General features: G+C 65.3%; 18 protein-coding genes and 3 pseudogenes. 12 read left to right on the forward strand and 9 right to left on the reverse strand.

The features are described from left to right. Window positions 1-322: 322 nt before the first annotated feature. Window positions 323-907, reverse strand: a complete 585-nt coding sequence (locus ABZV34_RS24915; RefSeq protein WP_356280659.1) for a DNA starvation/stationary phase protection protein — start codon at window positions 905-907, stop codon at window positions 323-325. A 394-nt stretch (window positions 908-1,301) separates the two neighbouring features. Further along, window positions 1,302-1,541, reverse strand: coding sequence for a DUF2945 domain-containing protein (locus tag ABZV34_RS24920; RefSeq protein WP_356280661.1), 240 nt, complete (start codon window positions 1,539-1,541; stop codon window positions 1,302-1,304). A gap of 232 nt (window positions 1,542-1,773) precedes the next feature. On the opposite strand from ABZV34_RS24920, the pseudogene ABZV34_RS24925 reads away from it, so the two are divergent. Further along, window positions 1,774-2,010: pseudogene (locus tag ABZV34_RS24925) on the forward strand (integrase core domain-containing protein); the annotation flags it as partial. Window positions 2,011-2,121: 111 nt separating this feature from the next. Here the strand turns inward: ABZV34_RS24925 and ABZV34_RS24930 are convergent. Continuing rightward, window positions 2,122-2,565: a hypothetical protein gene (locus ABZV34_RS24930; RefSeq protein WP_356280664.1), complete on the reverse strand. Its 444-nt coding sequence runs from the start codon at window positions 2,563-2,565 to the stop codon at window positions 2,122-2,124. Between the two features lie 368 nt (window positions 2,566-2,933). Here ABZV34_RS24930 and ABZV34_RS24935 point away from each other — a divergent pair, with 368 nt between their 5' ends. Beyond that, the gene (locus ABZV34_RS24935) at window positions 2,934-3,113 is read left to right on the forward strand and encodes a hypothetical protein (RefSeq protein WP_356280666.1); all 180 of its coding nucleotides are present in this window, start codon (window positions 2,934-2,936) and stop codon (window positions 3,111-3,113) included. Window positions 3,114-3,382: 269 nt separating this feature from the next. Beyond that, entirely contained in the window at window positions 3,383-4,045 is a 663-nt protein-coding gene (locus ABZV34_RS24940; RefSeq protein ID WP_356280669.1) for a hypothetical protein, read from the forward strand. Window positions 4,046-4,543: 498 nt separating this feature from the next. Here ABZV34_RS24940 and ABZV34_RS24945 read toward each other — a convergent pair whose 3' ends face one another. Beyond that, window positions 4,544-5,197 (reverse strand): class I SAM-dependent methyltransferase, encoded by a 654-nt coding sequence (locus ABZV34_RS24945; RefSeq protein ID WP_356280672.1) that lies wholly within the window; start codon window positions 5,195-5,197, stop codon window positions 4,544-4,546. A 2,170-nt stretch (window positions 5,198-7,367) separates the two neighbouring features. Between ABZV34_RS24945 and ABZV34_RS24950 the strand changes: the two genes are divergently transcribed. After that, window positions 7,368-7,730 (forward strand): MarR family winged helix-turn-helix transcriptional regulator, encoded by a 363-nt coding sequence (locus ABZV34_RS24950; protein ID WP_356280740.1) that lies wholly within the window; start codon window positions 7,368-7,370, stop codon window positions 7,728-7,730. 1,485 nt (window positions 7,731-9,215) lie between these two features. On the opposite strand, the gene ABZV34_RS24955 is transcribed toward ABZV34_RS24950, so the two are convergent. The 3 genes from ABZV34_RS24955 to ABZV34_RS24965 form a co-directional block, all read right to left on the reverse strand. Beyond that, window positions 9,216-9,362, reverse strand: coding sequence for a hypothetical protein (locus ABZV34_RS24955; protein WP_356280675.1), 147 nt, complete (start codon window positions 9,360-9,362; stop codon window positions 9,216-9,218). A 553-nt stretch (window positions 9,363-9,915) separates the two neighbouring features. Continuing rightward, a complete protein-coding gene (locus ABZV34_RS24960) occupies window positions 9,916-10,065 on the reverse strand; it encodes a hypothetical protein (protein WP_356280678.1) in 150 nt (49 codons plus the stop codon). A 47-nt stretch (window positions 10,066-10,112) separates the two neighbouring features. Then, the gene (locus ABZV34_RS24965; protein WP_356280681.1) at window positions 10,113-10,478 is read right to left on the reverse strand and encodes a hypothetical protein; all 366 of its coding nucleotides are present in this window, start codon (window positions 10,476-10,478) and stop codon (window positions 10,113-10,115) included. Between the two features lie 308 nt (window positions 10,479-10,786). Here ABZV34_RS24965 and ABZV34_RS24970 point away from each other — a divergent pair, with 308 nt between their 5' ends. From ABZV34_RS24970 to ABZV34_RS24985, 4 genes and pseudogenes are all read left to right on the forward strand, one after another. Beyond that, on the forward strand, window positions 10,787-10,930 hold the full coding sequence (locus ABZV34_RS24970; protein ID WP_356280684.1) for a hypothetical protein: 144 nt from the start codon (window positions 10,787-10,789) through the stop codon (window positions 10,928-10,930). A gap of 661 nt (window positions 10,931-11,591) precedes the next feature. Beyond that, the gene (locus tag ABZV34_RS24975) at window positions 11,592-12,845 is read left to right on the forward strand and encodes a ParA family protein (RefSeq protein ID WP_356280687.1); all 1,254 of its coding nucleotides are present in this window, start codon (window positions 11,592-11,594) and stop codon (window positions 12,843-12,845) included. Continuing rightward, window positions 12,842-13,948 (forward strand): ParB/RepB/Spo0J family partition protein, encoded by a 1,107-nt coding sequence (locus tag ABZV34_RS24980; protein WP_356280690.1) that lies wholly within the window; start codon window positions 12,842-12,844, stop codon window positions 13,946-13,948. Before ABZV34_RS24975 ends, ABZV34_RS24980 begins: the two co-directional genes overlap by 4 nt. Window positions 13,949-14,548: 600 nt before the next feature. Beyond that, window positions 14,549-15,238 (forward strand): annotated as a pseudogene (locus ABZV34_RS24985) (DUF2637 domain-containing protein); the annotation flags it as partial. Window positions 15,239-16,428: 1,190 nt separating this feature from the next. Here the strand turns inward: ABZV34_RS24985 and ABZV34_RS24990 are convergent. Then, window positions 16,429-16,752 carry a hypothetical protein gene (locus ABZV34_RS24990; RefSeq protein ID WP_356280693.1) on the reverse strand — a complete coding sequence of 108 codons (324 nt, stop codon included), beginning with the start codon at window positions 16,750-16,752 and terminating at the stop codon, window positions 16,429-16,431. Between the two features lie 12 nt (window positions 16,753-16,764). Then, a pseudogene (locus ABZV34_RS24995) lies at window positions 16,765-17,028 on the reverse strand (IS256 family transposase); the annotation flags it as partial. A gap of 902 nt (window positions 17,029-17,930) precedes the next feature. On the opposite strand from ABZV34_RS24995, the gene ABZV34_RS25000 reads away from it, so the two are divergent. From ABZV34_RS25000 to ABZV34_RS25015, 4 genes are all read left to right on the forward strand, one after another. Next, a complete protein-coding gene (locus ABZV34_RS25000; RefSeq protein WP_356280695.1) occupies window positions 17,931-18,140 on the forward strand; it encodes a hypothetical protein in 210 nt (69 codons plus the stop codon). A gap of 1,347 nt (window positions 18,141-19,487) precedes the next feature. Continuing rightward, window positions 19,488-20,549, forward strand: a complete 1,062-nt coding sequence (locus ABZV34_RS25005; protein ID WP_356280743.1) for a bifunctional DNA primase/polymerase — start codon at window positions 19,488-19,490, stop codon at window positions 20,547-20,549. Further along, window positions 20,546-22,078 carry a phage/plasmid primase, P4 family gene (locus tag ABZV34_RS25010; protein WP_356280698.1) on the forward strand — a complete coding sequence of 511 codons (1,533 nt, stop codon included), beginning with the start codon at window positions 20,546-20,548 and terminating at the stop codon, window positions 22,076-22,078. Before ABZV34_RS25005 ends, ABZV34_RS25010 begins: the two co-directional genes overlap by 4 nt. A 190-nt stretch (window positions 22,079-22,268) precedes the next feature. After that, window positions 22,269-22,652 (forward strand): DUF6009 family protein, encoded by a 384-nt coding sequence (locus ABZV34_RS25015; RefSeq protein WP_356280701.1) that lies wholly within the window; start codon window positions 22,269-22,271, stop codon window positions 22,650-22,652. Window positions 22,653-22,678 lie beyond the last annotated feature (26 nt).

Consider the following 22,678-nt stretch of genomic DNA (forward strand, 5'->3'; position numbering starts at 1 on the left):
CCCGACGCCTGTCAACAGCCGCGGGCGGCCCTCTCAGAATCACCTGCAATGGCCCCCACGGCACTCGGAGCGTCAGGCGGGCGGCTCGTCGGATACCGGATGCGCCGTACGGAGGCTGCCAGGTTCCGGGTCACCGCTCTGCCCGGTTCCGGCCCCGCACGTGCCGGGAACCTCCAGCGCCGCTCCTTGATGATGGGCCGCGCCGGGGTTCCGACGGCGTCCCAGGGGTCCTCGCGGGCGGCAGGCCTGTTGATCGGTCCCGGGGTTGCCGGTTTCGCCGCCGCCCTCCCGCCGTTCTCTAGGGCTTGCGGCTCCGGTTCACTCATGGCGGTTCTCGATTCCTGGCGTAAGGCTGGTGGCGTGAAACGCAGGTACCCCTGCAGCCGGTGATGATGCTGGCGAACTCGCGCTCGCTCCGAGACGCACGAGCGGCACCGCTCGGAGCGTGGCCGGGGCCACGCTCCTCCTTTTCCTCGGTGACCGGATCTATCTCACCGACGGACTTGGTCACGGTCCGCAGATCCTCGATCACCCCGGTGTACACGACGTCAAGCGCGCCGAGGTAGGCGACGGCGTCAGCGCGGCCCAGCCTGCATTCCTCCCAGGTGCGCTCTACGACCAGCACGCCAGGGGTGGCGTGGACACACTCCACCCCTGGCAGCGAATGCTCGGCGACATCGTCGGCCACGGCACGGAGACGGTCGACCTGGCAGTCGAGCATCCCGTGCACGGCGATGAAAGGACCCGCCACGATGCAGTGGACGTGCTTGAGCGTGAGGTGGAGGTCGTGGAGGGCGTGCAGACGCTGTTGCAGAAGCTCGATGACTGCGCCGGCGTCCTGCACCGTGAGGCCGGGGACGCTGTAGCGAGGGCGGCCTTGGAAGTCCTCCCCATTTCTCCTTGTCACATATGATTTGCCCTCTTCCGCTACCCGTGACAGAAGGACACAACCACCGAACCCCGCCCGACTCGGATAGTTTCTCCCGTCCCGAGGACGCCACGTGTGAACACGGCAGGGCCGGGCACTTCGTAAAGGTAGGACCGGGGCGGCAACACTTCCCGCGGGGACCGAATCGGCCCAGGTCCCCCTGGTACAGCCACGTGCCCGGGGAACTGCCAAAACTGGAATTTCTGTTCGCCCTGACCGTCGCCCGCATCGCCCCCCGCTCCTCTTCCGACCGCGGAACTGCAGCGAAGCACCGCCATTCTGGGGGGGCAGTCAGCCGCGCAGACTGAGAGGCCCACCCGCCTGCTCCTCCGGCATCACCCGCCATCGCGCCGGGCCAGCTTGAGCGGCGCGACTACTTGCTCTTCTTCTTCAGCGCGGACGGCTTGTGCACAGCGGCGCGCCCTGACTTGTCACTGCGCACCTTGTACTGCGGCTCGTCCGGCGAGGCGTCCACGGTCCGGCCCGCAGCTTCTGTCCGCTGGGTGATCTTCTTTTCGACGGTGCCCGAAGTCCTGTTGCCGTGGCTGCTCCAGGCGACCTTGTCGCCCTTGGACGGCTGCCGCTTCCCTGAGGACCGATGAGTCTTCGCCATATTCGCCTCCCACGCTGTGCCGTCACCTCTCACCGTGACGGTGCCCGCGGCATCTCGCACCCCGAGGCGGACGCCGCCGGAGACGACCGCCCCTCCCCTATGGCAGCAACCCGGCCACACAGAACGGTCCCGGCAACGGCGGGCTCACTGGCGGGCGGGCGTTCTCGCGCAAGGGTCCGTACCGGCGCCTAGCGTGGAATAGGCTGGAGTTGGTTGATGGCATGTCGGCACCGTCCTCAACGATGCGGGGATCGAGGTGGTGCTGAGCGGGGTGCAGATGCCGCGCATGAACTCGATCATGGAACGGTGGGTGCAGACCTGTCGGTGCGAGCTGCTGGACCGCACCTTGATCTGGAATCAGCGGCACCTGCTCTACGCGCTACGCGAGTTCGAGGATTTTTACAACTCTCACCGGCCTCACCAGAGCATCGCCAACGCCCGCCCGCTGCACCCCTTGCCGATGCCGGTCACCGAGTGTATCGATCCGGGGAACAAGAGAGCCCTGGTCGACCGAGCGCGGTGCTGGCTGGACCTGCGCCTCACGCCTCCCGAGCACTCTCGCCCGACGCGGGGGCATGTTTCACAAGGCGGGGGGCGAAGCGGTGTCATCGGGGCGGCGGTCGGTGCAGCGCGCCGCTTTTAGGCGAGCCTCGTGGAGGTGGCGAACTCCCGCTGCCAGCTCGTCCACGATGTCGCGTTCAATCGCAGAGAACGGCTGGTAGTAGGTGGAGTTGTAGGCATCGATGATCTGGAAGGTCCAGAGGCTCGGGATGACGTTGCGCCCCACGATGTCGCGCTCGACTCGTGCGGCCTGTTCGTGATGGCCTGCCTCACGCAAAAGACGAACAGCGTCGTCGAGCTCGAAGTCCGCCGTCCCGGTCAATTGGTGGAACCCGTACAGGTGGCCACGGGCACGCTCCGTGGTCTCCAGTGCTTTCGAGAGCGCACCTAGGGCGAGCGCCGTTTTATCGTCGACACCGTCGGGAACCTCATGAGGGGCGTCCAAGTCGTCGTTTCTATCCATGACAGTTCTCTGCCCGGAAGGTCCCTGGTCAGGCGGTTGATTGCGCCATGCGGCGCAGTGGACTCACGTCGCAACAGGCTCCGGTGTCTGACTCCTAAAGCTGGGGCGGCAGATACGGAGGGCTTCGTTCAGTGTCCAGACAGCAGCATACGGCCGCTCGTGTCCTGGCCCTGCTCGATGGGTCCCAAGCTGGGGCTGCCGCCACGTCCACCAGCTGCTGCAGGCCCGCGCGAGCCGCGAACCGGTACGCGACGATGCGCCTGGACTCGCGCCCATCGGGGTCACACCGCCGGACTTAACGGGGAACACCGCAGCCTCGTAAAGGGCCGTCAGCCCACCACCGACGGCAGGCAAGGAGCTCAAGCCGCGTGCTCACTGATCCGGATCAGACGATGGCCCCGTCCGCTGTGCTGCGGCACCTGGGCCGTCGAGCCGCCGGCCTCTACCCCGGTTTCGATTACGAGGAGTGGGCGCAGTCGATGGCCCAAACCACGATCGAACGCCCCTATCTGACCAGCGCCATAGCGTCGATTGTGGCGAAGACATGACGCGGTAAAGCGCCTGACCCGCGGGGCCTGGAGGCCGTTGGCCGGAGTACCCGTGGTGTCTATGCTGGTGTGCGAGACGCCGATTCACATTCTGTGAATCGGCGTCTTCTGGCAGAATCAGACGCATGGCACGCAGGTCTCGGAAGTCCCCCTCCCCCGTAAAACCCCTGGTCAGGGCTACCCCAAGGATCGGGAGGCTCGACTTTGCCGCGCTGATCGGAGAGTTGCGACAACTACATGAGGAGGCTGAGGACCCGGACATTCACCGGATGCCTGACGACCAGGAGCTGTTTGGCGCACTGCGGTACCTCGAGGCGCACGAGGCAGCGCTGAACACGCAGGACGCCCGGCAGAAAGCAGCAGTGGCCAGAGTGACGCTGTGGCAATACCTGCGAGAGCAGGCCGACATCCACCAGGCAAGGGCCGTCGAAGACGCCCGGTCAGCGCACGTCGAATGGGCTCTCCTCGTTCCCGCACTCGCCGTCAACGCCCCCAGCGCTGCCTACAACAAATCCCTACGACTACGAGCAGCAGCCCTCTCGAGTGCGCCAGGCGCTGAGGGGGTTGTCCGGCGTACGCCCGAAGCCGTGCTCAAGGCTCAGCGGATGGCCGCAGCTCGGGCGGAAGCCGTACGGCGCGCTGAGCAGGAGGCTGCTCAGCGGCACAGACTGCTCGCACCCGTTGCGGCCAGACTCCTTCAACACCGAGCGAGTCTCGACGACGGCGACGACGTAACGTACTGGCTCGACGAGATCGAGTCTGTGCTCCCCTCATGCGAAACGCCGACCCAGTTGGTCAGCTTGGCCACTTACGTGAAAGCCGTAGTTCGTGAGGTGCATATCGCGGAGCGCAGCACGGAGTACCGGACTGGGATGACAGACGATGCGCGAGCAGCTTGCGCAGCTGCGGCTGAACTCCTCACGCGGGGCTGAGCGTCAGGCTGGCATCAGCGTCGTGGTGTCAGGTTCTTCCGCACCGAGCTGGGTGAAGGCCCCTCCTGCCAGGGTGGTGTAGGTGTGGCGCTAGGACCCAGACTGTGCAGGCCACCGGTGCTTAAGAGTCTCTGATAGAAGCAGCCACCTCGTGACGCCGGCATGGGCGGCCCGGCGCGGTAGAAGATTTCAGCACCGGCAGAACTTCCCGACGCTTCCCCGCCTCTCGGGCATCCAGATCGCTGCGCTCGTGTCGCCGGAGTCCGCAGCATGTCGTATAGGACCTCGGCCGTTCTCAGGTCTCCCACATGTTTCTGCCCGTGGCCCAACTGCATCAGTGCGGCTCTGTGGTCGGCGTCGACGGCCCGGCGATAGGGAACCTCCACTCCCCCGCGATCACCGGCTGCCTCCAAGACGTCGGCGAGCCGGGCGGCAGCAAGTGTGCCGCCGACGTCGACGGCTCGAGTAATTGTCAATACCTATGGATCTCGGCGGCGTTCACGCCGATGTGGGCTTGCGGGCGAGCACCTGGATCCCCGTTGACTCGTGCCCGTTCATGGTGGGCACCGTGATGGTCCGGGTGTCGATGGTCTGGAACTCGGCGAGCAGGGTGGAGAACCACTCGCAGGGGTGGTGGCGGCAGACCGCACCGTCGCCGGTTTCGAACACGCCATAGATGCCGTAGTGATCAGCGTGGCGGCCGTAACGGCTGCGGTTGCGTTCGTCGTCCTGCAGCAGAAGATCGCTGATGTAGAGGATCCCGCCGGGCTTGAGGATGCGGTTCAGCTCGGTGATCAACGGGTGTTGTGCTTCATCGCCGGGAATGCAGGTCAGCACGGCGAAGAGCAGAACGGCGTCGAAGCCTGCGTCTGGACAGGGCAAGGCTGGTGGTGCGTCCAGGACGGCAAAGCGCATGGTGGGATGCAGGCGGCATGCCCGACTGATCATTGCCCGTGAGGTGTCGACGCCCGTGAGGTTGTCGAAGCCGTGCTGTTCGAGCTCCTTCATGGTGCGGCCGTAGCCGCACCCGTAGTCGAGGATCGCAGCCCGCCTGCTGATCCCGTCGAGCCAAGGCAGATGGAGGGGGTGGGTGAATGTCTTGGTGGCCGCGGCGGCATCCCAGTAGGGAACCTGACTGTCGAGGTCGGACATGGAAGATGTCTCCCTGGGTGCTTGGCTGAAGCCGGTCATGCTGCCAGGGCGCTCGACGAGCTGGCCGCGTTCGAAGCGGGCTCCGGCACGGACTGTCTCAGAAGTCAGTCGACGGCGAGCTGCTGACCAGGCGCGACTGTCTTCGCTGAGACACCTCCTCACGGGCCGGGCCCGGAGCTCTGTCCCGACGACCTGCGTCGACTGGGTTCGCTGAGACGAATCGGCTGCCGACTCGCTTCGTTGAGACGGGACTCAGACTCTGCAGAGCTGTCCACCTCCTATTACGTCGTAATAGGCGCACGGCGCGATCTCGTAGATGGCAGGTGGTCTCAAGGCTCTGTTGCAGGACAGAGAGACTCCTCTCCACACAGGGGCCAACGCCGAACGCGTGAACTCCTTCTAGCTCGCCCCCTTCATCGACCTCATCGAGACCCGGCCCTACCGGACCCCAGACGGTCAACGAGCGGCCGGCAGATCGCTCTCATCGCCAGTCCTGCGGCCATGGTGCGGAGCTGGCCCCTGAGATCTCGGAGTGACATGTGTGCCCGGAGACAGGGCGCTGTTCCGTGCAACGTTCTCTGCACCGATGGGCGAGATAGGCCTATGGCTGCACCGTGCTGACATGGAGAGGCCGTAACCCAGCGCTCGCTCGGCCATGCGAGGAGGCAGCGAGACGAAGGCCAAACATCTCGATGCGTTGGGGGGCGTCAACACGGCGGGGGGTGACGGGGTCAGCTATGCGGGTACTCCGCGAGGTAGGTGCTGCCAATCGAGCGAGCCATCTATTACGTCGTAATAGGCCGCGGGCGGTGTTGGAAGCTTCGTCGATGTCCACGTGTCCCTCAGCGTTCCGTGTGACAACGGCAGCTCTCAGGGAAGGAGCTGACATTGTGCCGCTTGACCAAAGTGTGGGCCGCAGGTCGCGCATCCCGCCGCGGTGATCTGTCTCTGACGGTGCCCGGCGCGCGTCCATCCTGTGTCGCCCTGAAGTCTCTCGTCGGTACCGAAGGACTGGGCTGGTCCGATGCCCAGTCCTCCTTTGGCCCTTCTCTGAGGAGCTGGCTCCGATCTGGATCGGAGGTCTCGTCGCTCAGTCGCAGGACACTGAGGCTGGCCACGAGTGGGCGACCCTGCGAGGGCTCTCCAGTTCCCCTCTTCGCTGAGGCCTTCAGAAGGAGCTATTACGGCGTAATACTCAGAGCTGCGAGACAACCAGCCAGGCTCAGGTCGTGTTGCTCTCTGCCGCCACCACGTTTGTCTCCTGTGTGGGTTCCGCCACTGCACAGCGTCGATCGGGTGGTTTATGCGCACTCGAGTTGTCCACGGCGAGCTTGGGCCGGTGCTCAGGAAATCGGTGAAGGCACACTCGCTCGGTCGTGGTAGCCGCGGTGGCTGGAATCCCCCACTTGCCCTACCGCACTCCGGATCCAGGCGCACGGTCTCAGCTCACGCGGATGGCCTCTGGACGTTGTCCTGGCCGGCCACCCTGTACGACCAAGGCTCTGCTGCCTCCTTGGGACACCATGCACACCGACCTTCCTCGACTATCAGGTAAGTGGGCTCTCGCAGAGCGAAGCGGAGAAGATGGGCGCCGTCGTCTCTGCCAGTACCCACTACGGCAGCTCGACGAAGGACAGCCTCGACGGCATACGACCAGTGGGCATACACCGGTCAGACCGGTCCGCTCCCTCGGCACACCTGCGGTTGTCTCAACCGTCTCACTATGGCCGACGCCCCACTTCGTCATCTGACCGTCCGTCATTGCCTCCACCCACACTGCCAATCCCGCCCCCTGCTCAGGTCACCAGGCGGCGGCCTACTCGGGTCAGTTGCACGGACGTCTTGCCTTGGTCGCCCGTCGTAAGGACGGGAGACGACTTCGGTCCGAGGTCCGTGCGGGAGGATGAAGGAGAGCCCGCCGAGCTCGTCCGTAGAGTCCTTTAGGTGGGTCATGATGCTGGGATCAGATTGGCGTGCCTCTCCCCTGATAGGCCGTGAGGTACCTCATGAAGTGTCCGTTCAACGAGGTACCTCGACACGAAGGTCGGGGGAGACTCCACAAGTGGCCTGAGGAGTAGATGCCGTGAGCGATCCAATGCGGGCTCCCGAAGTGCTCGGGCTGCGATACCTCTCGCTGGCCTACCGCCTGGGCCAGGCGGTCGACGGCGCCATGGCGAGGGATGGGCTCTCGCTATCCCGCACGAGGGTCTTGGAGGTGTTGAGTCTCCGGGGAGCTGTCCAGCAGTCAGTTCTCGCCCAGGCACTCGGCCAGGCCCCGCGATCCGTTACACAGTCGGTGGAAGCGCTCGAACGCCGGGGACTGGTCGCACGAACTCCTGACCCTGATGATGGTCGGTGCAAGCTGGTACGTCTTACTCCCCAGGGGTCCACCGCGCTTCTAGCCGGCATGGCAGCGAGAGAGCGGACGCTACGGGCGCTCTTCGGGACATTGGAAGGCAGGGACCTGAGCGATCTAGACCGCCTCCTCGACCATCTCCAGGCTGGGCTGACGATGCCTGCGGATACTGTGTAGCGCCTACTTGAGACCTGCGTCGAGAACGATGCGTGCATCCCTTTGCATCGAGGCGAACCTGAAGAGGGGAGAGACCGATTCTGGTCGACGCGGCAGCAAAGAGCTACCCCGTCTCACTCAAGTTGGCCGTCCATGTGCAGCTGATCCGCGTGGGCCGAAATGAGCGAGACACGTGGACCCTCCTCGTTGAGACAGACCACGATTCCTGTGCCGCTGTACTGCGTGTCGCAGCTAGGATCCGGTCGTTCCTGACCCGGACCAGAGGACGGCTGGCCCCCAGGCAGCGACGCGAAAGCCCATCCTGTTGAGCGTGGCCCGGCACTCTTCGAAAGATGAGTCCGATGAGCGGATCAAGTGGTGGCCGGTGCCGAGAGCGAGTCGCAGAGCGCTGGAACCGAAGGCCATTCGCCGACAGGGCAGTCGTTCCGAAGAGTGCTGGGTCCGCTGCGACATCCTGCAATTCGGTTTCAGGAGCCACGACAGGTTGACGTGCACTGTCCCGTGCGAGAGGAAGATGGGTGCTTCCGGTACGAGTTCTCAGTCCGAGCCGAAGAGCAGGATGAGTCGGAAGTCCCACGGGGATCCGTGTGGCGATCATCCTGCGGAGGTGCAGGCCTCCCGGTCCTCGTACTCGACGGGAACTATTACGTCGTAATAGTCAGCAGCCGAGCGGGACAGCCTCTTGCCGCGGTCCACGCTCCTGTCCTGTGACGGTCAGTCGAGTCGTTCGGACAACAGGCGGCGCCATCGATCCGTTCATACGACGCTCTGCAACACCGGCATCGGACAAAACCAGCATGCCAACTGCAGCTCCGATTCGGCCCCCTCGCGCTAGCTGCGAGGTTGCCGGCGTCGCTCGCCGAAGCATTGATGCGTCGAGCTATCGCACCGGACGCTGCCGAGCGGAGGGGGCGGTGCTCTGCCTGGGCGCCGCAGCCTACTCCGCCACTCTGCGCACAAATCGTCCTCGTCTTTGGTGGCCTCGCCTCCGCGTGCATCTGCTTGGCGAGAGCACCGCTCAGAGAGTTGGCGGGGTGTCCGTCGCTTGCTGCGGGGGAGTGGTCCTGGTCGCTGGGCTTGTGTGACCTGTGGCCCGTGTGCGGCGCGGACAATCTCTGCGTGCTCAGCGGTGTCAGCGGGCTGCGGGGCTTGAGCTCGCGCAGGTCGGTGGTTGTGTCCCAGCTATCTTGGTCGCCGAAGTGTTCTCAGGATGGATCTCGTTCGTGTGAAACGTGGGATCCAAGAGCAGTGCCAGAGAACAGCTCTATTCATGTCCTGTCTAGCCAGCTGGGCAAGAGAGGACGAAGAGATGAAGGCCCACGACGAAGATCCGTCGTGGGCCTTCGATCTTCGTACGGCGAAGTTCCTGTCCGCGGGTGTCCCACCCGGCCGCCGGCATGGCTGACCAGGCAGCCTCAGACCCGGAGACTGCCCCGGTGTCCTCGCGCCGCCGTCGTCCGACCGCCGGAACTGAGACCCAGTGGGTCACAGTTTCAGGATCAGGACGAGGGTGGCGAGTCCGGCGAGTCCGAGCGTCAGCGGGGCGACGAGCGCCGGCGCCTCCACGGCGATGAGCGTCAGCAGTCCGGCGCCCATCGCGGCGACAACGAGCTTGGTCCGGTCGTCGGTCACAAGTCCTCCAGAGTCCAGGCCCCGGTCGGTCCGCGGCGGTGGTCGAACAGTCGGGGAGCACGGGGTTAGCCCCGCAAGTCCCTTGCACCCCTTCTGTGGAGTCGAACGCCAGGAGACAGGACCGCCTGACAAAGTCGGCCGTGGAAACGGCGGAGACCCGCACCGGTCGGTGCGGGCCTCCGTTGTACGGCGGGCGTTTTCGTCAGTCCTGGAGGAGCAGTTCGGCGCGGATGATGCCGTGCCGTTCTCCGGCGCGGGTGAGTGGAGCGGAGAGAGATCCGCCCGTCGTTGCGAGGAGTCTCGGTCACGGTGCTGCCGAGGTGATCGGCCCAGGCGGTGACCGCAGCGCGCTGGGTCTCAACAGTCCCGGTGAGTCCGTGCGCTTCACCGGTCAGTGCGCCTGTTGTGGCGATTGTCCAGGTGAGCGGCGGGAGTCCGCGCTTCCTGCCTTCGGAGATCAGCTCACGGAGGATGCGGTGAGTCGTGTTCTGCCAGCGGTAGGTGTCCTGGTCGTCAGTCATGAACTGGTGGCTCCTCGCGTGGTGGTCGCGGATCAGTGACGGCTTTCCCAGGCGGCCGCCGAAGCGGCGGACGCGGCCGCCTCAGCGGCGGCGATCTCCTGCGCCCGCGCGACCGCCACGGCGGCGATCATCGCGTCTGCGGCAGCCTCAGCGGCGGCGATCTCGGAAGGGGTGGTACTCATGGGGTACTCCTTCGGCTTCGGCAAGTTGGCGGGCCCGGCGCGGTAGGTCAGGAGGGCAGACCGGCGGTCCGTCGGCCGGAGTCGTACATCCGCCGCACGCTCGACTGCTTCTCGGGGTCCTCGAACAGGACTTCCGCGATCCGCCGCCACGACAGGCGGTGCACGTCGTGCAGTTGCACGACCTGCGCGGCGGACCGCCGCTCAAGCAGCCGCGCGAGGGTCGTGGTGTGCCGGGCCGCTTCCAGAGCGGTGTCAGCGTCGGTGTATTCCACGGCGCTGCCGACAGCTTCCAGCGCGTAGGCGAGCTGGTCGGTCTCGATGCTGCGGGCGAGATATCCGTGCGGGTCGTCTTCCTGCGGGTCCCAGGAGACTTCGGCATTGCCCTGGCTGGTCTTGTCCACGGTCACGGACATGCGGTGGTCCTCCCCGAATCAACGGTGTGCGCTTTGTGCACAGGAAGAGACTGGCACGGGGTGTGCGCATTGCGCAAGGTTCGTCGGGGAAGAACGCAGAGGCATGTGCGGCTCGCTTGTCGTCCGGCTTGTCGCTTGTCGACTCCAAGGTCACGGGCCGTTTCAGGGCGAACGTGGTCGTGAATGAGCAACTCTTGAGACCCGATCACCTTGGAGAGCACGACGTGGCCTGTTGCGGGGCTAACCCCTCGGCAAGGTCACGTTGCCTCGCCGCCCGGAAGTGCCGGGCGGACTCCTTTGGAGGTGCCGTGACGCACGACCCGTCGAACATCGTCCTTGCCCTGGTGGGCGCCGCCGTCTTTGCCCAGGTCGCCGCGAATCACCCGCGCGCCGCCCCGGCTCTGACCATCGGCGTGGCCGTGTTCGTCGCTCTGGCCATGCTGCTCGTTTGACCCCCGCGGCCGGGCGTACGTCATCACGCAGACGTACGCCCGGCATCGCAGACGTACTCGAGGAACACGGCCGCGTCCGATCCGGGGAAGTGCCGGCGGGCCGGTCGGCGGTCGGCTTAGAGGCAGCTGGAGATGCTCATGCTCTGACGGGACCTCAGCCCGGCTCGTCGTGCTCGGCATGCGCTGTGGCGCTGCAGTCGTCATACAGGACCGGCTGGTGGGTTGCCGGTGCCGGGCTTCGTTTGGGCCAGGGCCGGCGAGAGAGCCCCGTAGCTTGTCGCCCTGTGAAGGTCTGTAGCGGCTGCACTGGAGAGCTCAGCGCTTCGGCGCCAGGTGAACTGGCAGAAGAGCAGCGAGCAGTCGTCGCGCAGTGGGCTGGCTATGCGTCAAGTGCCGTCAACAGTGGCGGTGGGCCTTCAACGCGCGTTGCCGGCGCTGCGGTCAGAGCTGGCCGCCCTTCTGTGGTCCGTCGCTGGAGCGGTGGTCTGCTCAGGTTTCAGGGGCGGGGGGCTATTACGGCGTAATGGTGGTGCGTCCTGTGGTGTCATGGGACTGGACATTACGGCGTAATGGGGGAGTGGTGCGCCGATCGGACTCTGTATCTACGGTTAACTAACGTGTCGGTGACACCAAAAATCTTGAACGTTAGTAAGGTATCCCCATGACTTCGCCAGCCACCCCGAGCGACCGCGAGAAGGTCGTCTCCAAGCTGCCGGGCTGGCTCCGGCAGAATCTGAAAATCAGAGCCGCCCAGCTGCACATCAAGATTCAAGTTGCAGTGGAGCAAGGCATCAACGACTGGTGCAACCTGGCATCAGCAACGGCTACGGTCGACACCGCCGGCGCCGACTCCTTCGCCACTGACCTCCCGGAGGGACAGTGGGACGACTTCAAGCGCATCACCACAGACCGACGCGTGTCCCTTATCCAAGGCCTCGCCCAGTCCGTGCAGTTGTGGCTCGACTCCAACCCCGCTCCACACATCGAACGGCCGTTGATCACCCGGCGTGTTGTGGTCTGTAACCAGAAGGGCGGTGTCGGCAAGACTGCCATCACGGCAGGTGCTGGAGAAGCCCTCGCCGAAGATCCCACCCAGCTCTATCCGGTGCGCATCGCCAAGCAGCTTGCTGCGGCCATCGAAGGCTCTGACAGCGCAGGCGGCAGTGACAACCCCCTCGACACGGAAGACCTGCCCGGCCTCGGGCTGCGCGTCCTCCTGGTCGACTTCGACCCTCAGTGCCACCTCACCAACCAACTCGGCGCTACACCACTGGCGATGGACGGAGACAGCCTCACCAACCACATGGCAGGATCTCCCAAGGGCGACCTGCGTGACCTGATTGTTTCCATAGAAGACGAATCATTCAACGGTCGCCTGCACCTCCTGCCGGCCTGCAACGACGCATTCCTCCTCGACGTACGGCTCTCTGCCGTCCGCGCTCGCGAAGCGGCGCTGGAGCGAGCCCTGGAACCGCTTGAGGGGGAGTACGACGTAATCCTCGTTGACTGCCCGCCCAGCCTCGGTCTGAGCATGGACGCAGCTGCCTACTACGGACGCCGCCGTGACGGCGAAAAGCCGGGACAGTCTGGTGCACTCATCGTCGTGCAGGCCGAAGACAGCTCCGCCGACGCCTACGAGCTGCTCACCAACCAGATCGACGACCTCCGCAACGACCTCAAGATCGAAATCGACTACCTCGGCATCGTCGTCAACCTCTACGACGGACGTCGCGGCTACATCGCCACCTCGTCCCTGCAGGGCTGGGTAGATATAAAGGACCCCCGGGTCGTCGGCCTCATCGGAGACCTGAAGGAGCAGAAGGAGGCGGTTCGCGTGAAAAAGCCTCTCCTGTCCTACGCCCCCAAGTCACAGCAGGCCATCGGTATGCGCGCGCTGGCCCGGGAGATCTCATGAGCAAGGCCGACCAGCTGGGCGCCGGCCGCTTCGCCAGCGCTCAGACCCGCGGTGTCAGTGCCCGCCGCCAGGCAGTTGCCGCAGCCACCGGTGTGCCGACGGAGGGCATCGCCGCGCCAACAGAACTTCCGCTCCACCGCATCAGTCCGAACCCGGACAACCCTCGTACCAGTCTCGGCGACTTGAGTGATCTTGCAGGGAGCCTCAAGGACCACGGCCAGAAGCAAGCCATCACGGTCATGAACCGCGATGCCTACGTCAAGGCCAACCCAGATCGCGAAGGTGATCTGCAGCCAGACACCACCCACGTCGTCATCGATGGCAGCAGCCGCCTGGCCGCCGCGCGCGAAGCCGGCCTCAGCAGTGTCAAAGTCATGGTCAGCGATGACCAGGGCGGTACCGCAGATGAGCTTCTCGAGTCAGCTCTCGTCGCAAACATCCACCGCCAAGACCTTGAAGAACTCGACGAAGCGCGCGCCCTGGAGCGGCTGCTCTCCATCCACGGAAGTCAAACAGCCCTCGCCAAGCGCCTCCACCGCTCTCAGGGATGGGTCTCACAGCGGCTGGCTCTTCTCAACCTGAGGCCGGAACTGCAGGCACGCATCGGCCAGGATCCCATCGACCTGCTACGTGCGGTCGGCAACAAGCCTGCCGACCAGCAGCAGAACGTTCTAGAGGAGCTCAAGGAGCAGCGGGCCCGCAAGGAAGCCGAAAAGGAAGAACGCAAGCTACAGAAGGCAGAGAAGGGGCAGACCGTCTCACAGGCGCCCGAGGCCGTGCCCGTCTCAACCTCTCCCTCGCCTGCCAAGGTGGTGGGGGCAGATGACAGCCCGTCGGCCGACGTCGCAAGCCCTCCGCTCCCCAGCGAGGCACCGGCACCGAGGCCCGCAGAGACCGTCCCAGAGCCCCGTACCCAGCCAGCCGCCACAGCGGCTAAGAACACAGAGGCGCCCGCACGGACTCCGCCCAAACTGCCCTACGACGACGGCGTCTTCATCGCCCTCCACCTCATCGCCAAGATGAACGACATCGAGTTCACCAAGATGCTCCACATGCTCAATGACCACCAGGAGAAAAAGGTCGCCGCGCGCCGGAGCGCTTGACGGACACAGGGATGAACGCCATCCGGAAGCGATACAGGGCCTGTCACTGCCTCTGGGTCAGTGACAGGCCCGGCGCGTGCGCCCTTCCGCTGGTGGTGAGAACGGTGCAGAGTCCTTGCTGGGTTCGTCTGAGCCAGCCCTCTAGTGGCCACCATGGCGTTCAGCGGCCGGACACGGATGCGTACTTGATCGGTGCGCACGGAACACGCGGGCGTCGATTCCGTTGAAGACGTCTGGAAACGCTCGCAGTTCCTCCGAGAGCTCCAGGCACGCCACGTTAGGCGCTTCCCTCAAGCACGTGGACACCGCATGTACGACCGCCAGGTGACCGGCAGCGCGAAGCCCGGGCACTGGGCGTTGTCCCGGCACCCGTCGAACTCAGCGCGGAGGCTGTCCAGGGACAGCCGAGCCGCGCACAGCAGAATTCCTGCGGTCCGAGGATTGGGAGCGGTGCGGCGCGTATGTAGTCGCCTTTTCTGTTGACGATCGGCCACAAGAAGCTTTCAGGCGGCACGACTTCACCCGAACCGTGGCAGTGTGAAACTCGTCGTGGTGTGAGGTACAGGTAGGGGGTCGGATGTGGTTGCTGAGCGTGGAGCGATACCCCAGCTGACTCGAGCGCACCGGATCCTGATCGGTCTAGTTGTTGCTGGTGCGCTTGTCATCGCGGGAATCGGCTTCGCGGGTTCGTACGCGGCCGTACGCGAACTCGCCCTCAAGAAGGGCTTCGGGAACTTCGCGTACGTCTTCCCGATCGGCATCGACGCCGGGATCTGCGTCCTGCTCGCCCTGGACCTCCTCCTCACCTGGATCAGGATCCCCTTCCCGCTGCTGCGCCAGACGGCGTGGCTGCTGACCATCGCCACGATCGCGTTCAACGGCGCCGCGGCCTGGCCGGACCCGCTGGGCGTCGGCATGCACGCCGTGATCCCGGTCCTGTTCGTGGTCTTGGTCGAGGCGGCCCGGCACGCGATCGGCCGGATCGCCGACATCACCGCCGACAAGCACATGGAAGGCGTCCGCCTCACCCGCTGGATGCTCTCCCCCCTCCCCACCTTCCTCCTGTGGCGCCGAATGAAGCTGTGGGAACTGCGCTCCTACGAACAGGTCATCAAGCTGGAACAGGAACGGCTGGTCTACCAGGCCCGGCTGCGCTCCCGCTTCGGCCGCGCCTGGCGCCGCAAAGCACCGGTGGAGTCCCTGATACCGCTCCGCCTCGCCCGCTACGGCATCCCGCTCGCCGAGACCGCCCCCGCCGGCATCGCCGCCGCCAGCATCGAAGAACCCGCCCAGATCACCGTGGAGCGGGTTCCTGCCAGGGCACCGGCGGAACAGCTGGCCTTTGACTTGTCAGCTGCTTCTGAGACCGCTACAGCCGCGCGGGAGGCTTCCACGAGGGCTGCGGTCCCTGCTGCTGCCGCAATCCCACGGCCGCGGAGTGGGGCGCCGAGCGAGGAAACCGCCGAGCGGTTCGCCTTGGCCTATCAGGCGTTCATCGCACAGTTCCAGGCCGCACCGACCACTGCACAGTGGGGCCTGTGGCTCCGTGACCGGTACGGCATTTCTACCGGGGCGGGCGAGCCACTCTCCGGTGAGCAGCTGCAGCCCCTTCTCCAGGTCCTGCGGGTCCGCTACGCGACAGCCGACTCGCAAAACGCGGTGGGGGAGGAGGAGCTGGCGTACCAGTCCTGGTACGACTACTTCCACAGTGCCTGGCAGGAGTACAAGCAGCAGCATGGAATCTTCCCCGATGCTGCGGCTCTCGCGGTGTACCTGTATGAGCGGGATGCCGTCACCGGTGACGGGGGGCAGCCCATCACAGCCGCGGACTTGGCGGGCCTCGTCGCGAGCTTCGAGGAGCGCGAGTTCGGTGATCTGACACTCCGACCTGAGGAGCCGACGGGTCACGTGAGCGCAGATTCCACGGACCAGACTGTAGATGAGGATGACGTGCCTGCCGCGGCAGGCAGCATTCCCGCGCTGGTCGCAGACGAACCACATGCACCGGGTGTGGACGTGTCTCCCGATGAGCAGCAGCCTGGTACTGAGCGTGGCGGCGTCACTGCTCCTGACCGGTACTACCTCGCGTGGATGGAGTATCAGGAGCAGAAGGGGAGTGAGCCCAGCGATGAGCAACTGTCAGCCTTCTGCGCGGAGAAGGGGCTGCTCGGTCGTGGTCGTCGGCCGATCAGTCCGGCCAACTTGCGCCGGCATTTCCTGCGCTGGCGTGTGTACAACGCGTGGGCTGAGCAACGGGCGCACGCTGAGACACCTGTGTACTCGGATGTGGCGCAGGTATGCGCGGAGTGGGGCATCACGGCCCAGTACAACAGGCCTGTGACTTCCTCCTACGTTGCCGAGGAGTCCGAGGACTTCGAGCGGCGCTGGCGCATTCTGTCTCGTCAACAAGCTGACGTGCAGCCGTAGCCTCTGGCCCTGCATTCATCCACAGTAATTGTCAATAGCTGTGGATCAACGGATCAGAACGCTTCATGGGCCAGTGCTTCGAGCCCTTCGATGAAGGTCAGGGTGCCGTTGAGCACGTTGTCCATTGCCGGTGCAGTGACCAGCACGAGGGTCTGGAATGCTGCGTGCTCCGAAGCGTAGAGATCGTCTTCGTCGTCGTCTCCAGGAATTGCGTTGGGCTGGATCTCGATCTCAGCGCCCTCTGCCTCGGCCTTGAGGTATTCGCCGCGGAAGTAGCTGTCGTGCTCGGCGAAGGTCAGGTTGAGGAGTGGGGCGAGCAGCCCGGCCAGCTCCTTGGCCGTGTGGGTCTTGGTCCCGTAGGTGTCGTGAATGGTCATCGTGGGGCCACCCTAGGCCGCGAGGGGATCGGGGCGTTCGACGAGGTGACCTCGTTCGAAGCGGGCGCCGGCTCGGACGAGGGCGACCAGGTGGGGCGCGTTGACGGCCCGCCACCGTTGCTGGGCGGACTCGACGAGTTTGAAGACCATGGCCAGGGCGGCGGCAGCGCTGCCGGCCCCGCGGGTGACCTTGGTCCGCAGCCTGACGGTGGCGAAGGTTCACTCAATGGGATTCGTGGTCCGCAGGTTGATCCGGTGCTCAGCAGGAAAGTCGTATGGACGGCGGTGAAGGTGCCCTCGGCGCGGGCCTGATACAAAGCCTCGGAGCGCTCCAGTGCCCCCGGCTTGGTCAGCAGGGCTTCCAAGTAGTGGTCCAGCAGCAGGTGTTCGGCACTGCGGCCAGTCAGCCGCTGATGTCGGGCAATCTCCCGCTGGCCGTCATAGACGGTCAGGTCGTCGCAGGTGAGCGTGACCAAGTCGGGGCAGGCATGAGGGGTCCAGTAGCCGACGCGATTGTCGTCGCGCCCATGGCGGCGGTTGGGTCCGATTAGGAACGGGAGATGGCCGATGGGCAGGTGGTTGGCGTCGGCGAGCCGGTTGAGGTAGGAGCCGACGGTCTCGCCGTGGACGGGCGGCAGCGCGACAGGCAGAGTCCGCAGGTGGCTCGACATCCCTCGTGCTTCGCGGATGCGGCGGGCCGGTTGGAGCGAGATGCCCAGGGGGGCGGCAGGCAGTGGTGAAGGTGTCGCAGATGAAGTCCTTGCGGTGGTCGATCACTATGGTGTCCGGGACGATGACCGGCTTGGCAGCCGGGTGCTCCAGCCGGGCGTCGATGCTCATCAGCCATGCGTGTGGGATCAGCGACGCGGACATCTGCAAGGCGTCCGCCCACGCGGGTCGCATCGGCTCGGGGACCAGGGTCCGCGCCAGCAGCAGGGCCGCGTCGACCGCCTTGGTCCCGGCCGGACGCAGGACCGCCGCGCAGGTAGTCCGCGAGGCGACATCGACCGCGATGCTCAGTTCAACCCGTCCGGTCACCCCGTCGTCCAGCACCGCCAGCACGTCCAGCGGCGTCGTGTCGATCTGGACGACCTCCCGGGCCGGACGGCCATCGTCGGTGTGAACGGCTCCTGCGGACGCCGGCCCTGCGACCGGCGGGTGGTCGCTGCCCCGAAGGAGTGCTTGCCTTCGTCGAGTTCCTTGATCAGGCGGTAGAACGTCGCCCGCGACGGGATCGCAACCACGCCCTGGCCGTGGCGCTCGGCCACGAGCCGTTCGACCTGGTGCATTACTCGGCTGCGGGTGCCCGTCGACAGGTTCTTTTGTTCGGCCAGGACTTCGACCACAACCGCGACCAGCCGTTCGTCGACATGGCTTCCGGGCGGTAGGAAACCCCGCATGACCCGGCGGTCCACTGGCCCCAGACCCCCTGCTGGCGCCACAGACCTCGCGGCCGGAACAGCGTGCGGTCCGAGACCGGTGTCCGCGACACCGGCAGCACCTCGATCGGATCCCTGACCGTCGCGGCCTGAGCCATCAAGGGGGCCGGAACCACGAACGCCCCCCGTACCGCTGAAACGGTTCCAACCGCCACTGCGTGCTGTGGATGGCGGTAGCCGCCAGCGGCCGCAGGTTCGCCACCCGGACCGGATCAAGTTCGCCGACCAGGCGATAGGTCCAGCCGCCCGCCTCACACACTTGGCGCGTCGCCGAGAACGCCACGGCCGACCGCTCGGCGACTCGGTCCACCGGATGGCAGTCGACAACCAGTGCCCTCCCGTCGACCGGCCGCGCTAAGTAGTCCGGCGCGCGCGACCATGGTGCCCGGAGCAGTCGGGGCGAGCCACCGTCGAACGTTGCACTATTGGATCTGATGCTCGAACAGTCCCTGAGTCCTCGGGAACAGTTCGTGCCTGGCAGGGACTGGCGTTCTGCTCAACTCCGAGACCTTCATTTGAAAAGAGCCAGGGGAGAAAAGACGCTGATCTCCGAGCAGGAACCGACGGTCCGCCACGGAGGGACTCAGGGTCAGGGACCGTGTGTGCTTTGAGTCCCTGCCGTTGAGTCCCTTACAAAAACGCAGGTCAGCAGGGGTTGTAGGGCCTCCTCAGGGACTCAAGGGACTCAGGATTGGAGTTATGAGCGAGTCATGTGTGTGTATGCGCGGGCGCATGATCATTACTAGCTATATAAAGCTGCTTTATAATTGCAGATCTCGGTCCCTTCAGTCCCTGTCATGAGAGACTGATGGTGCCTGACCTGCGCAAACGTGTAGGGACCGACCGAGGGACTCACCAGGACAGCCCCTGGCTCAGGCCCTCGCTTTCCGAGCGGCTTGCATCGGGTCCGGACAGCGCTGCCGGCTTCCAGCTGCGTCCACCCGCCCTGCGTGCTGGTGAAGTACTACCTCTCGACGGGTTCCTCGGTCTTCTTTGTATCGCGCGGATAGCCCCTTCAGGCACTCACAAATAGGGCATTAGCCGCTTAAAGGTCTTAGATCTCCGTTCTAGCGAGAGCCCGAAGGGACCGGAGGGACCGAAAAGCCAATAGAACGCCACGCCGGGGGAGCTGCTGCCCCGCCCAGGCGTAGGGTCCTAGACTCTCTTCTGAAAGACAGTCCCTACAGTCCCTTGGGTCCCTGAGTCAGCACGCTGACGCCTCTCGGACGAAGTCTCACGGGGACTCAACAAACGAACCCCTTGCAGAAGGACAGACACGTGTTCGGCCCCGACGTGATGAGAGCGCGCGCACCTTCCGCGCGGCCTGCCACATCCCACGCTGTGGCCCGCTGGTGCGCTGAACAGGGCTGGCCCGTCCACCCTCTTGCCGCAGGCAGGAAGACGCCTCCCGCCAACTGCCCCAGCTGCAAGGACAAGCAGCACCCCCCTGCCAAGTGCCCTTGCCTCCCCGCGGGCCGCCCTTGTCACGGATTCCACGCCGCAACGACCAACGCAACAAGGATCGACTCCTGGTGGTCCGCGCACCCTTCATGGGGCGTCGGCGTCGCGTGCGGCGGAGCCAACTTGATCGTCATTGATGTCGATGCGCACTCTGCACCGGTCCCTGACCGGAGCCGGCTTCTACCCGGTATCCCGATCCACGACTCCGTCAACCTTCAGGGACTGGCGTCCGGGTACGACACCCTGGCTCTGCTGGCAGCGCTGAGAGGCCGGCAGAGCCCCGCTGAGGACGAAGGCACCTTGCGGGTGCAGACCCCTTCCGGTGGTCTTCACATCTGGTACCGGAACCCGCATCCAGCCACCCGTTTTCGATGCTCGACGGGATCGAGCCCGAAAGTCGCCCTGGCGTGGCAGGTCGACATCAGGGCCGACGGAGGCTACATCGTCGCGCCCACCACTCGCACGCCGCAGGGCACATACCTGCGGGAAGGACCGTCCCGCCTGCCAGCACCGCTGCCCGAATGGCTCGGCGAAGAACTCGTGAGGACCGGTCACATGATCCAGCCTGCCTTGGCCGTCTCCAGGCGCGTGATTTCCCCCCGCCGCTCTCGAACCGCTGTGGGCGGCCGACGAGTACTGGACCCCCTGCTGCTAGACGTCGCTCGATGCGCGCTGACACCCGAAGGCGCCAGCTTCACTGAAAAACTCAACCGAGCTGCCTACACCGCGGGGGGACTCTCTGCGGCAGGACACCTCGACGAACACACCGTCCGGGCCGAGCTGCGTGAAACGGCTGACTCGGCCCGCCCTGGGCAGGCCGCTCGCAACGAACGCATCATCGACGACGCTTTCACTGCCGGCTCCGCCCGCCCGCTCCGCCTCGAAGGACGTTCATGAGCAGCGCCGAGACTCCGCGCTTCGACGCTGGCGCTGCAGCCCAGCAGATGCTGGACCTTGAGCAGACAGACCACCTGCCGGCAGCCCTGCCGACCCAGGCACACACTTCGCCTGTAGCTGCTCCCTCGTGGGTCATGCCTGCTCCGCTACCCGGCACCCTCTCCGACCGCGGTAACGCCAAGCTGTTCGTCAAGCTCTACCGTGATCAGTTCCGCCACGTCGAGGGCCTGGGCTGGTTCTCCTGGGACGGTTACCGGTGGAAACGAACGGGCGGAGAAAAGGCGGCCCTCTGGGCCGCCGGCGAGATGGCTGAAGACATGCCGGACACCGATCCCCGGGGGTTGTTCAGCGACCGCGAGCTGTATCACCACAAAAAGCGCACCCTTTCGACAACCGGGATGAAAGCCCTCCTGACGCAGGCCAAGGCATCTCCTGACCTGTCCGTGGACCCCGACACCCTCGACGGTGACGCCTACGCCCTGTGCACTCCCGCGGGCGTGGTCGACTTGACCACGGGACTGCTGCGTAAACCTGACCCCACGCGTGACTTCCACTCCCGTGCCACCAGCGTCGCGCCCCAGCCGACCGAGACTCCCCGCTGGCACCGCTTCCTGCACGACACCTTCGGTGACGACGCAGAAGGCCAGGAGATGATCGGCTTCCTGCACCTCCTGCTCGGGTACTCGATTACCGGGGACGTCGGCGCCCAGGTGCTGCCCTTCCTTCACGGACACGGTAAGAACGGCAAGAGCGTCCTCCTGGACGTCATGATCCAGATCCTGGGCGACTATGCAGACGCCGCTCCGCCCGGTTTCCTTATGGACCGTGGCGCGTTCTCAGAGCACTCCACTGAACTCACGGAGCTCCACGGCCGCCGCTTGATCGTCTGCAGCGAACTCAAGCCCAATGACAAGTTCGACGAGGCGCGGGTCAAACTTCTGACCGGTGGAGAGAAGATCAAGGCCCGCAGGATGCGGCAGGACTACTTCTCCTTCGCGCCTACCCATCACCTGTGGTTGCTGGGCAACCATCGCCCGGAAGTCAGCAATGGCGGTTTCGCGTTCTGGCGGCGCATCAGGCTGCTTCCCTTCGAACGGACGGTTCCGGACCACCGAAAGATCGACAACCTGGCCTTGGAGCTCGTACGGGATGAAGGCCCCGGCATCCTGCAGTGGCTCATTGAAGGGGCCCGCCGCTACCTCACCACGCGCGACAGCCTTCAGGGCCCCGATCGAGTCCGCATCGCAACCAGCGCGTACGCCAACACAGAAGACCACATCGGCCGCTTCCTCACCGAATGCTGCACTAGCGATACCGAAAATCAAGCCGACCTGCGTGTTGAGCAAGGTGTCCTCTACACCGCTTACGCATCGTGGTGCAACGCTGGAGAAGGCATCCGACCCGCCGGAACGCGTGCCTTCGCCACCCGCGTCAGGCAGGAGGTCGGCCTCGCCTCACCTACCGACATGATCAAATCCAACGGCCGCAAGTACTACCCCGGCCTCGCCCTGCTGGACACTCCGTCATGAACCAACTCCCGCACCGATCCGCTGAACTACAAAACACCGTCGACAAACGCCGCCTCCCCCCAAGGTCCCTACCCAGTCGCATCCGCCCGACTTACCATGGACCTGAAGGACCATGTCCGACAGCAAAAGGCTCACCACGACCTGAGGCGGGCTACCGTCCGGCCCAGCAGACGAAGGAGGGGCAGCAGCCATGAGCTCGCTACTGACCGAAGGCGATCTCACCCACGAAGAGCATGTCGTGTGGCTGGAAGACCCCGAAAACCTCGACTACGTCCGCCAAGCCCTCGACAAGACCCGGCGCCGCAACACGCGGCCCCCCTACGCACGCGACGGGCGCATGGTCGGCTACGCCCTTCTCGATGATCAGGCAGAACCCGATCCCGACAGCGGCCTGTACAGGCGTCGGGTCTTTTTCCTCCTGCCTCACGATCGCGACAGCCTTCCCAGCGGCCTGTACCGCGAAGGGGCTCCTGGCGAAGCCGTGGACCCCCAAACCGTAGAGGTGAAGAAGGTGGGGGAGAAGACCCCACGTTCTCAAAGCGGCCCAGCCGCCATCACCGGATCCCGCGCTTGACGACAAGCGGACATGAAGCGTCCGCG

Origin of the sequence: Streptomyces sp. NPDC005195 (assembly GCF_040608315.1) — a bacterium.
Taxonomy (GTDB): domain Bacteria; phylum Actinomycetota; class Actinomycetes; order Streptomycetales; family Streptomycetaceae; genus Streptomyces; species Streptomyces kaempferi.

Excerpts from the sequence above, each read along its gene's own strand:
- ABZV34_RS24990 (WP_356280693.1), bottom strand. The coding sequence starts at position 16,752 with ATGACCATTCACGACACCTACGGGACCAAGACCCACACGGCCAAGGAG.
- ABZV34_RS25005 (WP_356280743.1), top strand. The coding sequence starts at position 19,488 with ATGAGAGCGCGCGCACCTTCCGCGCGGCCTGCCACATCCCACGCTGTG.
- ABZV34_RS24930 (WP_356280664.1), bottom strand. The coding sequence starts at position 2,565 with ATGGATAGAAACGACGACTTGGACGCCCCTCATGAGGTTCCCGACGGT.
- ABZV34_RS25015 (WP_356280701.1), top strand. The coding sequence starts at position 22,269 with ATGAGCTCGCTACTGACCGAAGGCGATCTCACCCACGAAGAGCATGTC.
- ABZV34_RS25010 (WP_356280698.1), top strand. The coding sequence starts at position 20,546 with ATGAGCAGCGCCGAGACTCCGCGCTTCGACGCTGGCGCTGCAGCCCAG.
- ABZV34_RS24960 (WP_356280678.1), bottom strand. The coding sequence starts at position 10,065 with ATGAGTACCACCCCTTCCGAGATCGCCGCCGCTGAGGCTGCCGCAGAC.
- ABZV34_RS24920 (WP_356280661.1), bottom strand. The coding sequence starts at position 1,541 with ATGGCGAAGACTCATCGGTCCTCAGGGAAGCGGCAGCCGTCCAAGGGC.
- ABZV34_RS24945 (WP_356280672.1), bottom strand. The coding sequence starts at position 5,197 with ATGTCCGACCTCGACAGTCAGGTTCCCTACTGGGATGCCGCCGCGGCC.
- ABZV34_RS24980 (WP_356280690.1), top strand. The coding sequence starts at position 12,842 with ATGAGCAAGGCCGACCAGCTGGGCGCCGGCCGCTTCGCCAGCGCTCAG.
- ABZV34_RS24965 (WP_356280681.1), bottom strand. The coding sequence starts at position 10,478 with ATGTCCGTGACCGTGGACAAGACCAGCCAGGGCAATGCCGAAGTCTCC.
- ABZV34_RS24975 (WP_356280687.1), top strand. The coding sequence starts at position 11,592 with ATGACTTCGCCAGCCACCCCGAGCGACCGCGAGAAGGTCGTCTCCAAG.
- ABZV34_RS24940 (WP_356280669.1), top strand. The coding sequence starts at position 3,383 with ATGCCTGACGACCAGGAGCTGTTTGGCGCACTGCGGTACCTCGAGGCG.
- ABZV34_RS24950 (WP_356280740.1), top strand. The coding sequence starts at position 7,368 with ATGGCGAGGGATGGGCTCTCGCTATCCCGCACGAGGGTCTTGGAGGTG.